The organism is Eisenbergiella tayi, assembly GCF_001881565.1.
GTDB classification, from domain to species: domain Bacteria; phylum Bacillota; class Clostridia; order Lachnospirales; family Lachnospiraceae; genus Eisenbergiella; species Eisenbergiella tayi.
This window is the reverse complement of record NZ_MPDJ01000002.1, coordinates 614,207-626,516: the sequence shown is the minus strand read 5'-3', so window position 1 is coordinate 626,516 and position 12,310 is coordinate 614,207. Positions and strand designations below refer to the sequence as shown.

Genomic DNA, 12,310 nt, shown 5'->3' with positions numbered 1-12,310 from the left:
GGTTAAAGGAAGACTGATGCTCATATAAACACATTTCCGAATCAAACAAGAATGATACATCATTCTTAAATCCCATATAGATTGCGTTTTCCAGCGTACAGATTTCCAGATCGCCGGTGTCTTCATAAACAGTTCCGTTAAGAGCGTTGTATAATTCCAGGAGTTTCTCCCTGTCATTATACAGCATACGGAAAACCGTATCCTTGTGTTTTTTTACCACATGAAGTTCTTTTTCTTCCATAGACTGCGTTTTTTCTATGGATTGCTTTTCTTCCATGAAATTCTTCGCTTCCATGGAATGCTTTGCTTCCATAGACTGCTCCTTTCTGCAATTGTGCGCAGGGAAGCCATCTGAAAGAATAAGGGCATAATCACCTTCCGTTCAGCAGCTCCTGCCTGTTTAAAATGGATTGTAAGCATAGAGTTTCTGAATAGAATATAGAAAGTAGATGGCGTATAAGCCCGGATTCATAGAAAATTATGCTTGCATTTACTTTAACATGTTATTATCTATATTGCAACTACAAATTGACTTCCGAATTGTTCCTCCCGAATTGTTCCGAATTGTCCCCCTTTTTGACTGCTGAAAGAAAATAATAATAAAAAGTACTTGCATTTTTTCCGGAGTCTGCATATAATAGCATTAAACATATGAATGGTTGTTCATATGTTTGAATGAAAAAATAAGAATAACAGAAATGGAGGGTTCTTTCTATGAAGAGAAGTCACGAACACGCCGAAAGCTGTGAATATATCCATGTACATGAGGATATCGTGGAAAAAGTAAATGACAGAATGCCGGCTGAAGACGACCTGGATGATCTGGCCGATTTTTTTAAGATTTTCGGAGATACTACCAGGATTAAGATATTGTACGTACTGCTTTGTTCGGAGATGTGCGTCTGTGATCTGGCGCAGATACTGAACATGACGCAGTCGGCCATTTCCCATCAGCTGCGGGTATTAAAGCAGATGGATCTGGTGAAGAGCAGACGGGAAGGAAAAACAATTTTTTATTCTCTTGCAGACGGACATATTACTACTATTTTGAGTCAGGGACTTGATCATATTCAGGAGGATGAAGTGAGATGACAAGGAAGATAAAGAAAAGAATGCAGCGTATTCTTATCGGTGCCGCTTGTTTTGCGGCGGCGGTATTGCTTGAAAATCTGGCGCCGGGCCTGCCCTGGTACGTACTGCTTGCCGCATTCCTGGTTTCCTATGTGATAATCGGAGGTGATGTGGTAAAGAGAGCGGTTTCGAATATCGGAAAGGGGCAGGTGTTTGACGAGAATTTCCTGATGACCATCGCTACCGTGGGAGCTTTTTTTGTAGGAGATTATAAAGAGGCGGTTACGGTAATGCTTTTTTATCAGGTGGGCGAACTGTTCCAGACCTATGCGGTCAACCGTTCCAGGAAAAATATTACGGAATTGATGGATATCCGGCCTGATTTCGCCAATGTACGCAGAAACGGTGTGGAAGAGGAAGTGGATCCGGATGAAGTGGCGGTTGGTGAGCTCATTGTTGTGAAGCCTGGTGAGAGGATCCCTCTTGACGGCGTTATTGTAAAAGGCAATTCCAGCCTGGATACCATGGCGCTCACCGGGGAAAGCGTACCCAGAGAGGTACTTTGCGGAGAAGAGGTAATCAGCGGCTGTATCAACCTTACGGGAGTCTTGGAGGTGGAGGTTTCCAAACCCTTCGGGGAATCCACTGTTTCCAAAATACTTGATCTGGTGGAAAATGCCAGCAGCAAAAAGGCGGAGGCAGAGAACTTTATCACGAAATTTGCCAGATACTATACTCCGATCGTGGTTATATGCGCTGCGGCGCTTGCCATCATCCCGCCTCTGTTTCTGGGCGGCTGGTCGGACTGGATTTACAGAGGACTGACCTTCCTGGTGGTTTCCTGTCCGTGCGCTGTGGTTATCAGCGTGCCCTTAAGCTTTTTCGGAGGTCTTGGCGGAGCCAGTAAGGCGGGTGTGTTGATAAAAGGAAGCAATTACCTGGAAGCCCTTGCCGAAACGGAAATTGTAGTCATGGATAAAACAGGTACTCTGACAAAGGGAACCTTTAAGGTAAAAGAAGTGCAGCCAGCCATGGAAGAGTCCCGGGAAGTGATCTCCAAAGAGGAATTACTGGAAATCACCGCCTATGCGGAAAGCTATTCCAACCACCCCATTTCCCTTTCCATACAGAAGGAATACGGAAAAGAACTGGATAAGAGCAGGCTGGAAAGCACGCAGGAGTTGGCCGGACACGGCGTTCATGCGGTGATTGACGGAGCCGATATTTATGCCGGCAATGAAAAATTAATGCAGCAGCAGAAAATAAGCTTTACTCATGCCGCTCAGATTGGTACAATTGTGCATGTAGCCAGAGATAACCAGTATCTGGGATATATACTTATAGCGGATGAAGTGAAGGACGATGCGGCGGCCTGTATCAGCGGGCTGAAAGCGGAAGGGGTGAAGCGGATTGTCATGCTTACCGGCGACCGCAGGGAAACAGCGGAATATGTGGCGTCCCAAATCGGCCTGACGGAAGTGCATTCCGGACTTCTGCCCGGGGATAAGGTGGATGAGGTGGAAAAGCTCATTCAGTCCAAATCGCCTAAGGGTAAGCTGGTATTTGTAGGGGACGGTATCAATGACGCGCCGGTTCTCGCAAGAGCGGATATCGGAATCGCCATGGGAGGCCTGGGGAGCGACGCGGCAATTGAAGCGGCGGACGTGGTCATCATGACCGATGAACCTTCCAGGATTGCCACAGCCATGAAAATATCCCGAAAGACACTGGGCATTGTGAAACAGAATATTGTCTTCGCCCTGGGAGTAAAAATCCTGGTTCTGATATTGGCAGCCATAGGCATGGCCAATATGTGGCTGGCCGTATTTGCCGATGTGGGCGTGGCCGTGCTTGCCATACTGAATGCTATGCGCGCTCTGCGGGTGAAGGGGATTGACTGAATAAAACAGGAAGACCCATATGGAAAAAATACAGCTGGAAATCAGCTTATCAGATGATGAATTAAAGACAGCAATGAGTCGGTATCACTATGAGGATGCCGACTTCTTGCTGTTTTCTCAGGTTTATGGGGAAATAATGGAACGGCTGCAGCCGGTGGGGATGTATGTGTATGGTCCCTTCCGGCAGGAGTTTCCGGAAGCGGAAGAAGAGACGGAAGAAAACGGCTGTCAGGTCATTGTGAGCCTTGGCGGCTGGCCCGACCGCCTTCAGGAGAAGGATACATCCCGCGGAATGCTTACCGAGAGTTTTATGGCGGAATGTATCTGCACGGAGCTTTTGCTGCAGGCCTATGAGGATATGAACAAGAAAATCCGGGAAAAATATGGATTATGGGTGAAGAAAATGCTTTTCCCCGGAGGAGAGCTTCCCCTTGAGTCCATGGAGAAAATATTCCGGAATGTCAGTCAGGAAGAGGTTCATTATAACCAATGTTATGTGCTGTCTCCGAAAAAAAGCGTGGCCTATCTTGCCATGCTTACAAGAAATAAGGATGAAATATGCGCCGGTATTTGCGCTTCCTGCGCCCGCATGGATTGTCCGAACAGACAGCTGGGAGCGGGAAAAGGAGCAGCCGTAAATATGGAAAAAGATCACCACCGGGAACCGATGTGGCCGGATATGTCAGGCGTACCTCTGCCTTATGGTTATCAGCGTATATTTCACAGGAATACAGCCGAAAAGGAAAGCGTGAGAGGGAAAAAAGATGAATAAAGGGCTGATACATTTATATACCGGGGAAGGAAAAGGAAAAACGACAGCCGCCATGGGGCTTGCCCTGCGGGCGGCAGGAGCCGGGAAAAAAGTGCTTATCCTGCAGTTTATGAAAGGCCGGGATACCGGGGAACTGCACAGCATCGCGTATATACCGGCAATCCGTATCCTGCGCAGTGAAAAGGATTTCGGCTTTTTTTCGTCTATGTCACAGGAGGATAAGGAAGCCCTTACCAAGATTCATAACCGCATGCTGGACGAAGCGGTAAGACAGGCGTCCGCAGGGGAAGCGGAGCTGCTTATTCTGGATGAAGTGACTTATCCTGTGAATTGGGGACTGCTGGATGTGGACAAGCTGAAGGATTTTCTGAAGGAAAAGCCGGAGGAGCTGGAGCTTGTCTGTACAGGCAGGGATGCGGCGGATTTTATTGTGGACGCCGCTGATTATATTACGGAGATGCGGTGCATAAGGCATCCGTTTGAGAAGGGGATTCCCGCACGAAAGGGAGTGGAGTTCTGAGGTGGGCGGTGGGCCGGATAAAAAGCTGCCGTACCTCGACCTTCCGTCTGTGGCCCTGTCCGTGAGGGATTCCGTCCGGGAGGAACGGTCCCGGAAGCAGATCCGGGCTGTACCGGACATTCCGATGAGCCCGAGGGCGGCATATGGGACAGGTGAGGCTGTCCCATATGCCCGGTCTCCTCTCCATGGTACAGAATGGATCTGTTTCCGGGACCGTTCCTCCCGGACGGAATCCCTAACGGACAGAGGGACACAGATGGAAGGACGAGGTACGGCAGCTTTTTATCCGGCAGTGTAGGTTATGGAAGAGAGAAATAAGAGATAAAAAAAGAAAAGGGAAAATGGTATGAGGAAAACTTTTAAAATAGGGGGTGTGGTTCTGCTGGCAGTCTTGCTGTTGCTGGCGGTTTTTGGGCTGCGGGGGGATGATTTGATTAAAGAAACGCAAGAGGATGCGTCCCGGGGATTTTATCGGGAGAATCTGGCCCGGCTGCCGGGGGTGAAGGTGACGGCGGACAGTGTGGAAAATGAAAAATTCGGCGCCTCTCTTGCGGTGGATGGGAACAGGAGAGATAGGGCAAGCAGGTGGTCCAGCGCCAACGAAGCAGGACAGCCGGAGCATTGGCTGATGGTGGAATTTCCGGAGGAGAGAAGTGTTTCTTTTGTCAGGCTTTATTGGGAGAGGCTGAATGTGGAAGGGTTTGTTCTGGAAGCTTCGGAGGATGGAGAAAACTGGGTGCAGGCAGCGGATTGGGAAGGGGAACAGGAGGCTAATGCACAGAGTATTGTACTGGATAAAGTGGTGAATGGCAGGTTTTTCCGGATCCGGACAACGGCTGTTTCCACTGCGGAGGAAAATCAGTATCTATATTATCAGAACGTATCGTTGCTTGAGATGGAGCTTTATGAAGAGGTGCCTCTGGTTTATTGTCTGGAGGTGCCGGAAATTCAGGTTAAGGAGGACGGAAGCCGTTATCTTCCTCTGCCTGTGGTTCCGGAGGGCTATGAGATCAGCTTTATCGGAGCGGATTATGAGGAAATTATCGGAGAGGACGGAACGGTGTATCCCACTTTGGAGGAAAAAGATGTTGCGGTGGGGTATCGGGTGTCACGGGACGGGAAATATGAGGATTCTCCGGCGTATACAGTGACGGTGCCTCCGGATGAACGGATATGGGAGACGGAACAGCCGGTTATGGATACACAGGAGGGCAGGGCGGATGAAACCGGGGAGGAAGAGACGGACAGGGAAGAAGTGGTCAATTCATGTCCGGAGGTTACTCCGGGCCTTTCTGAGTGGAAAGGGAAGAGTGGCTGTTTTGTACCGGAAGGTACGGTGCGTCTGGTTCTGCAGACCGGAAGGGAAGAGGAGCTGCTGGGGGCGGCTGAAAATTTGAAAGGTGCCTGGAAGAGCCTGACCGGCTATGAAGCGGAGGTGGTAACCGGGACGGAGGATTCCCTGACAAAGGGAGATATCTATCTGGGCTTTGCGGACAGTTCCCTTGGGCTGAAGGAGGAAGGTTATTTTTGTGATATCAGCGGAGAAAACATCCGGCTGAAGGCGGAAAAGCAGCGAGGGCTGATTTGGGGTGCCGGGACGCTGATACAGCTGTTGGAGAAGGCGGAAGAGGGGGATGGCGGAATACCATGCGGTCTGATTCGTGATTATCCGCGCTATGCAGTGCGGGGGTTTGCCATAGATATCGGCAGAAAAATGGTGTCCATGGATACCCTGAAACAGATAGTTCTGTATATGAGTGAGAATAAAATGAACAATCTGGGGATCCATCTGAATGATAACGAAATCCTTTCCACCAGCGGGAAAAATGACAGTATAGCAAATGCCTTCACCGCTTACGCTGGTTTCCGGCTGGAATCGGAAACAAGGAACAAGAAGGGGGAAGGGATTACTTCACAGGATGGTGCGCTGACAAAGGAAGAATGGAAGGAATTTACCCGCTGGGCAGAGGAAAAGGGAGTACAGGTGGTACCCGAAATTGACACACCCGCCCACAGCCTTGCCATTACACGAGTGTTTCCGGAATATGCTCTGGCCGATGAACCCGATAATGTAGATCATCTGGATTTGAGCAAAAAAGGGACTTTGGAGCTGGTACAGAATATCTGGAAGGAATACCTGGAAGGAGAAGATCCTGTTTTTCCCGAAGAAGGCGTCGTTCATATCGGCCTGGATGAATATTATGGCAGCGGGGAGGATTTCCGCCGGTTTGCCAATGAGATGATCACCATGGTTCAGGAGAGCGGACGTTCGGTGCGTCTTTGGGGAAGCCTGAGCCGGGTAGACGGGAAAACGCTGGTGACTTCGGATAAGGTGCAGATGCAGATCTGGAGCACCGAATGGGCGGATCCGGAAGACATGTATGAGGCCGGCTTTTCCATTATAAATTCCCTTAACAGCAGCCTTTATATCATTCCGGGAGGCGGTTACGACCGGCTGGATAAGGAAGCTCTGCGGCAGTGGGAACCCAACCGGTTCAGCACAGGTACACAGGCTGAGGTGCTGCCGGTTTATTCCGGACGGATGGCAGGAGCAATCTATTGCCTGTGGAATGATACGATTGGCAGTCTGGACGCGGGGATAACGGAGGAAGGGATGTTGGAGCGCTTTATGGAACCGCTGCCTTTGCTTTCGGAAAAGCTTTGGTGAAGAGGAGCTTAGAGGGAATAATGATGAAAAAATTAGAAATTTCATTTTCAGATACGGATGAAAAAGCGATATTGGATGAAGACTCGCTGATTATTGCTATTGATAACAAAACCACTGCTGACGATTTAACGAAGTGTTTTGTATTGGAGTTTGATGAGGACTTACCGGATAAATTGCTGAAACGTCCTTTGATGTTTTATATCTACGATGACTTACCAATCCTGAAATTATATAGGAGCGTATATATTTCCGCATATCAATGGAAAGATTAAGTGGGTATAAATTTATTAGGCTAACAGTGATAATTTTGAAATGACGCGGAGATACCAATATAAACAGGATAGTTTTTACAGCATCATCAGAAACCAGATAGATGATAACTCAGGAGAAACAAAATATGATTTCAGACTATTTGCTCGGAGCGGCCGCTGACAGTTATGGTTTTGACAGAGCATCGTGCCGTTTTATCACATATGGACGTGAGAAAGATAAACAAATGTATACGTTTGATAAAAATAAAAAACAATATATGCTGCGAATTATAAAAAATCCTGCCGACAGTATCGGACAGACGAAGGCTGAGATGGATTGGCTTTTGTATTTGGCTCAAAAAGGCGTAACCGTGCCCTCACCACTGAAGACCGAAAGGGGTGAGCTTGCTTTTTCGGCAGAAGAAAATGGTGAAACCTGCTTTATCTCCGCTTCTCGTAGGATGGATGGTCTGCGATGGGACAAAAACGATCCGAAGCTGTGGAATAAAAGTGTGTTTTATAATTGGGGTAAAACTGTGGGCAATATGCACCTTTTTACAAGAGACTATACTCCTGGGGATGGTATGGAGAAACGTCATGAGTTTTCCATACGAAGTATGATAAGCGAGAATATAAAAGATTTCCCGGCAGTGAATAAAATTGCCGAAAATTTGCTGAAGGAGATAGAGACTCTTCCAAAAGACAAAGACAGCTATGGACTGATACATAATGATCTGCATCCGGGTAATTTTTTGATTGATGGTGAGCATATTCATTTAATTGATTTTGATGGCTGTATGTATTCATGGTATGCATTCGATATCGGAAATGCATTGTATCTTGCGTTATGGCTGGGGCGGAGTGATGAAGCGGGAAATGATTTTACAAACGATATAATTGAGCATTTTCTCAAAGGTTATCTGTCGGTCAATCCAATGAGTGATTTCTGGTTATCTAAAATCCCGTTATTCATGTTGGCCTGCAAAATAGCCTTATTCAGCCTGGGCTGCGATTGCGAAGAACCCGGAAATACGTTTAGTGAGGATATACAAAAGGAACGGGTGCGCAGCATAGAAAATCATGTTTTATTTACAGGCTGCATGGCAGACTATTCACTATTTAGGAATAAATAAAGTCTCTGTATGTGTAACAACTGGTACAGTATAGTGATTTTATTTTATTGTTATTTCGACATAAAAGAAAAGTATCTCAGACGGCTTGAACGTCTGAAATACTTTAAAGATAATATATCTGTTCTAATCTATCAACTTTTCTATAAGCTCTGTCAAATTAAAGATAGTTTCACTAGTTCTGTTTTTACGATTTATTTGGATGAATTGACAATCTGCATGAATAGCCGTTTCTCTGTCCTTGTCCTCATCTCCAACAAAAACAAGTTCAGTGATTGGTACATTAAAATATTCCGCAATCATCTGCAGTCCGCGGCAATTTGGCTTTCGAAAACCACAGCTGAGAGAAGAAACATATAAATCAAAATAGGGCAATAATATTGAGATATCTCTTTTAAATAATTCGTCAGGCATTGCAGTCGGCAGGTCTGTCAATGTAGTAATAAGATAGCCGTTGTTTTTCAATTTTATAAGAGATGGGATAGTATCCGGATATATCTCGGCCTTCAATTTGAGACCGGTATAGAATTGATATACACAATCCCTGATCGGAATATTTTTACCCCAATGCTCTAATGCTTTCGAAAATATGTAGTTTGGTGAAAACTCTTCTTCTCTATTCTATAATGAAGTCTGGGATTAAATGATTTTAATATTTCCACGGATTGTTTTATATAATCTTCAGATACCTTATAATTATAGTAGCTGTTAATTGCTTCAAACCCCTGTTTATAGTAATCCGTCCAGGATGCAGGCATTCCAGCATATTCCATGAGCGTTCCGCCTAAATCAAAGGTGATAATTTTCACTGTCAATCCCTCCGTGAATTATGACTTCATTTTATATTGTTCCTTATATACACGAAACATAAATACCGTCATGCAAAAGTCTTGGTCAAATCCTCATATTTTCAAGAATTTCCTTCTTCACATCTATCTCTTTTTCCGTAAGAGTTTTCCCTTTTGGATATATCAGACATGGTTCCCAAAACAGTTCCTCTTCCAGCGGAATAGCTATACAATGGAACCGTGAAAAAGAAGAGTTGGGAAATAAAACAGTTATGGCAGCGCAGTCCGTATCCTGGCACCGTTTATACATATTTACCGCATTATCCGTTTCACTGATCCGGATATCGTCCAGTTTTTTCTGTTTCAGGGTTTTCATGATTTCCCGGTTTCCCTTATAACGCCTGCCATGGATAATCAGATGGACATCTGCCAAATCCTCAAAAGTAAGAGCAGCTTTTGATGCCAGCGGATGCTCCTCCCGGCAGATGACATACAGGGGATGCCGTGCCAGAGGCATGGAATCAAATAGTTTTTCATTCACAGGTGCGACACCGATGCTCATCTGAGCCAGGCCGGTTTTCACGGCATTGTCGCACTGGTAGTCATAAAGCTCCGTAAGCTTTACGGAATCCTTCTCCAGTTCATGCAGAAAATCCCAGTACATAAAAAGAATGCCCGGTGTAACCGCCAGTGTGATCTGCTGTTCATGGGGAGAAGCCAGTTCCCGGAACAAAGCGTTACTGCTCCGGCAGATGGAGGATGCATATTTTTTCAGAATCAGTCCGTCTGCGGTCAGGGAAACTCCCTGGCGGCTGCGGATAAAAAGAACCGTTCCCAGTTCTTTTTCCAGACTGCTGATAATCCGGCTGATGCCCTGCTGGCTGATATAGAGCTGCTCGCTTGCGCCGGATATGCTTCCGGTTTCACATACCTTTAAAAAACATTCCAGTTTTCTGATTTCCATTCTGATGATTCCCTTCCCGGGCCTTTGTCTGGCTGAGATAATTACTGTCTTTTATTATTATGCTACCACAACACTTTGTTGTATGTAAAGGCTGTTATTGCTGTGACTCGTCAGATGGACACAATGGTATAATGGCACTGGTTATAAACGGAAATTAAAAGAGGTATGGAGGTATTACAAATGAAAGACTTATTCGATCTGAAGGGAAAGGTTGCAGTAGTTGCAGGAGCATCAAGCGGCCTGGGGGCGGATGCGGCAAGAGCTTATGCGGAATACGGCGCGCAAGTGGCTCTGCTTGCAAGAAGAAAAGAAAGGCTGGACGAGCTGGCGGAGGAAATTACGGCAGCGGGCGGAACCGCTTTTGCCGCCGCCTGTGATGTGACGGTGGAGGAGAGTGTAAAGAATGCGGTGGAGCAGGTTCTTACGCATTATGGAAAAATTGATATTCTCCTGAATAATGCGGGAGTGGCCATCAAGGGCTCGGTAGAGGACACCTCGGCGGAAGACTGGGATAAGGTAATGGATATTAACGTAAAAGGGATGTATCTCATGTGCAAATATGTGATCCCCGGCATGCGCAGCCGTCAGTACGGAAAAATTGTCAACGTGGCCTCCGTCAATGCGGTCATGGCATCCAAGACGCTGGCAAGACATTCCTACAATGCATCCAAGGCGGCGGTAAGAGGCCTGACAATGGGGATGGCGGCAACCTACATGAAGGACAACATCACCATTAATTCCGTGGGCCCGGGATTATTTGAGTCGGAAATGACTGCAAATACGCTGTTCAAAAATGAAGAGTATCTGGAATCCTATCGTAAGACAAATCCCGCTTCCCGGCCGGGACGGCAGGGAGAACTGAACGGCACCATTCTGTTTCTTTCCAGTGATGCATCCAGCTATGTGACATCTCAGCATATTCTGGTTGACGGCGGATATACCATCATTTAAGGGAAAAGAGGTCGGTGAAAATCGTGAATGAACAGAAAAAGCTTTTTTACGGCTGGTATATACTTGCTGTGAGTGTTCTGGTAATGGCGTTATGTTATGCGCCGGTGGTGAGCTGCGCCAGTCTTTTTGTGACACCCATCACGGAGGAGTTCGGCTTCGCGCGGAGCGCTTTTACCATAACGAAAACAATCGCTTCCCTGGTAGGAATGGCGGTGGCCCCCTTTTTTGGAAAAATTATGGCAAAAAAGCATATGCATGCGGTCTGGGTAGGCAGCCTGCTGGGAGTAACGGCGGTATTTACAGGGATGTCCTTTGCCTCCACACTGCCTCAGTTTTACATCATTTCTTTTATTCAGGGGCTTTTCACTACAAGTGCGGCCATGCTTCCCGTTAATATTGTGCTGACTAACTGGTTCCGGAAAAAGAGAGGGTTTATCGTCAGCATTGCCATGGCTGGCTCCGGTATCGGAGGAACGGTTCTGAGCAGGCTTATGGGAACTATGATTGTGGAGCACGGATGGCGTTATACTTACCGTTTTCTGGCCCTTCTGATTCTGTGTATCCTGGTTCCTGCCGTGGTTCTGGTAATACGCCGGACTCCTGTGGAAAAGGGCTTGAAGCCTTACGGGGAAGAGATGGATGACACCCTGAAAACAGAAAGGGAAAGACAAAACGCAGGAAAACGCATGGAAAAAGAATGGAATGCCAGCTTGAAGGAGCTTCGTTCTCTGCCGGTGTTCTGGGCTTATGTATTCGGCATCGCTTTGATCGCCTTTACATCGGCGGTTATCATACATATCCCGTCGGCAGTCGTGGATGCGGGCTATACCATGGAAAAGGCAGCGTCCATTTCCTCCCTGTATCTGTTGATTGCCGTACCGGGGAAAATGATTCTGGGATATATTTTTGACAGATTCGGCGTTCGTGCGGGCATCCTTTTCGGAGGAGCGGTATTCCTTCTTTCCATGCTCTCCCTTCTTGTCATACAGCATCCGCCGGTACTGTATTTAATGGCAGTTTTCTTCGGATTCGGAGCATGCTTAAGTACGGTGAGCCCGTCCATCATAGCCAGCCGTACCTTCGGAACGAAAAATTATCCGGAGATTTTCGGGGTGACTACGATGCTGGTTAATGGAGGCTATGCCATAGGCGTTCCGGTAATCGGTCTTTTTTACGATATGACCGGCTCCTATTATCCTGCATGGATAGTGATGGGGATACTGGCTGTCCTGATGACTGTTTCCCTGCTGTACAGCTATCAAAAGAGCAGAGAATATGTCAAATGAAAAGGAGG

Annotated in this window: 12 protein-coding genes and 1 pseudogene; 9 read left to right on the top strand and 4 right to left on the bottom strand. The window is 46.8% G+C overall.

Going from position 1 to position 12,310, the window contains the following annotated elements; all coding sequences use genetic code 11:
- Positions 1-313: pseudogene (locus BLA28_RS34160) on the bottom strand (hypothetical protein); the annotation flags it as partial.
- Positions 314-714: 401 nt separating this feature from the next.
- Here BLA28_RS34160 and BLA28_RS11250 point away from each other — a divergent pair.
- The 7 genes from BLA28_RS11250 to BLA28_RS11215 all read left to right on the top strand — a co-directional run bounded on the left by BLA28_RS11250 (position 715) and on the right by BLA28_RS11215 (position 8,316).
- Positions 715-1,092 (top strand): ArsR/SmtB family transcription factor, encoded by a 378-nt coding sequence (locus BLA28_RS11250; protein WP_009253778.1) that lies wholly within the window; start codon positions 715-717, stop codon positions 1,090-1,092.
- The gene (locus BLA28_RS11245; protein ID WP_207650793.1) at positions 1,089-2,972 is read left to right on the top strand and encodes a heavy metal translocating P-type ATPase; all 1,884 of its coding nucleotides are present in this window, start codon (positions 1,089-1,091) and stop codon (positions 2,970-2,972) included. The genes BLA28_RS11250 and BLA28_RS11245 overlap by 4 nt, the downstream gene beginning before the upstream one ends.
- A gap of 19 nt (positions 2,973-2,991) precedes the next feature.
- Entirely contained in the window at positions 2,992-3,744 is a 753-nt protein-coding gene (locus BLA28_RS11240) for a hypothetical protein (protein ID WP_069156719.1), read from the top strand.
- On the top strand, positions 3,737-4,264 hold the full coding sequence (locus BLA28_RS11235; RefSeq protein ID WP_071699178.1) for a cob(I)yrinic acid a,c-diamide adenosyltransferase: 528 nt from the start codon (positions 3,737-3,739) through the stop codon (positions 4,262-4,264). Before BLA28_RS11240 ends, BLA28_RS11235 begins: the two co-directional genes overlap by 8 nt.
- 346 nt (positions 4,265-4,610) lie before the next feature.
- On the top strand, positions 4,611-6,932 hold the full coding sequence (locus tag BLA28_RS11225; protein ID WP_069156716.1) for a family 20 glycosylhydrolase: 2,322 nt from the start codon (positions 4,611-4,613) through the stop codon (positions 6,930-6,932).
- A 20-nt stretch (positions 6,933-6,952) separates the two neighbouring features.
- Positions 6,953-7,204: a hypothetical protein gene (locus BLA28_RS11220; protein WP_242880575.1), complete on the top strand. Its 252-nt coding sequence runs from the start codon at positions 6,953-6,955 to the stop codon at positions 7,202-7,204.
- 101 nt (positions 7,205-7,305) lie between these two features.
- Positions 7,306-8,316: a phosphotransferase enzyme family protein gene (locus BLA28_RS11215; protein WP_071699177.1), complete on the top strand. Its 1,011-nt coding sequence runs from the start codon at positions 7,306-7,308 to the stop codon at positions 8,314-8,316.
- A 123-nt stretch (positions 8,317-8,439) separates the two neighbouring features.
- On the opposite strand, the gene BLA28_RS11210 is transcribed toward BLA28_RS11215, so the two are convergent.
- The 3 genes from BLA28_RS11210 to BLA28_RS11205 all read right to left on the bottom strand — a co-directional run bounded on the left by BLA28_RS11210 (position 8,440) and on the right by BLA28_RS11205 (position 10,065).
- Entirely contained in the window at positions 8,440-8,862 is a 423-nt protein-coding gene (locus BLA28_RS11210) for an HAD family hydrolase (RefSeq protein ID WP_242955448.1), read from the bottom strand.
- Between the two features lie 23 nt (positions 8,863-8,885).
- The gene (locus BLA28_RS33120; RefSeq protein WP_081365615.1) at positions 8,886-9,122 is read right to left on the bottom strand and encodes a hypothetical protein; all 237 of its coding nucleotides are present in this window, start codon (positions 9,120-9,122) and stop codon (positions 8,886-8,888) included.
- Positions 9,123-9,207: 85 nt separating this feature from the next.
- A complete protein-coding gene (locus BLA28_RS11205) occupies positions 9,208-10,065 on the bottom strand; it encodes a LysR family transcriptional regulator (RefSeq protein ID WP_069156714.1) in 858 nt (285 codons plus the stop codon).
- Positions 10,066-10,245: 180 nt separating this feature from the next.
- On the opposite strand from BLA28_RS11205, the gene BLA28_RS11200 reads away from it, so the two are divergent.
- On the top strand, positions 10,246-11,016 hold the full coding sequence (locus BLA28_RS11200) for an SDR family NAD(P)-dependent oxidoreductase (protein WP_069411078.1): 771 nt from the start codon (positions 10,246-10,248) through the stop codon (positions 11,014-11,016).
- A 14-nt stretch (positions 11,017-11,030) separates the two neighbouring features.
- Entirely contained in the window at positions 11,031-12,302 is a 1,272-nt protein-coding gene (locus BLA28_RS11195) for an MFS transporter (RefSeq protein ID WP_242955445.1), read from the top strand.
- The last annotated feature ends 8 nt before the right edge of the window (positions 12,303-12,310 follow it).

What these genes read in the sequence shown, in the direction of transcription:
- BLA28_RS11250 (WP_009253778.1), top strand. Translation starts at nt 715, where the DNA reads ATGAAGAGAAGTCACGAACACGCCGAAAGCTGTGAATATATCCATGTA.
- BLA28_RS11245 (WP_207650793.1), top strand. Translation starts at nt 1,089, where the DNA reads ATGACAAGGAAGATAAAGAAAAGAATGCAGCGTATTCTTATCGGTGCC.
- BLA28_RS11240 (WP_069156719.1), top strand. Translation starts at nt 2,992, where the DNA reads ATGGAAAAAATACAGCTGGAAATCAGCTTATCAGATGATGAATTAAAG.
- BLA28_RS11235 (WP_071699178.1), top strand. Translation starts at nt 3,737, where the DNA reads ATGAATAAAGGGCTGATACATTTATATACCGGGGAAGGAAAAGGAAAA.
- BLA28_RS11225 (WP_069156716.1), top strand. Translation starts at nt 4,611, where the DNA reads ATGAGGAAAACTTTTAAAATAGGGGGTGTGGTTCTGCTGGCAGTCTTG.
- BLA28_RS11220 (WP_242880575.1), top strand. Translation starts at nt 6,953, where the DNA reads ATGATGAAAAAATTAGAAATTTCATTTTCAGATACGGATGAAAAAGCG.
- BLA28_RS11215 (WP_071699177.1), top strand. Translation starts at nt 7,306, where the DNA reads ATGATAACTCAGGAGAAACAAAATATGATTTCAGACTATTTGCTCGGA.
- BLA28_RS11205 (WP_069156714.1), bottom strand. Translation starts at nt 10,065, where the DNA reads ATGGAAATCAGAAAACTGGAATGTTTTTTAAAGGTATGTGAAACCGGA.
- BLA28_RS11200 (WP_069411078.1), top strand. Translation starts at nt 10,246, where the DNA reads ATGAAAGACTTATTCGATCTGAAGGGAAAGGTTGCAGTAGTTGCAGGA.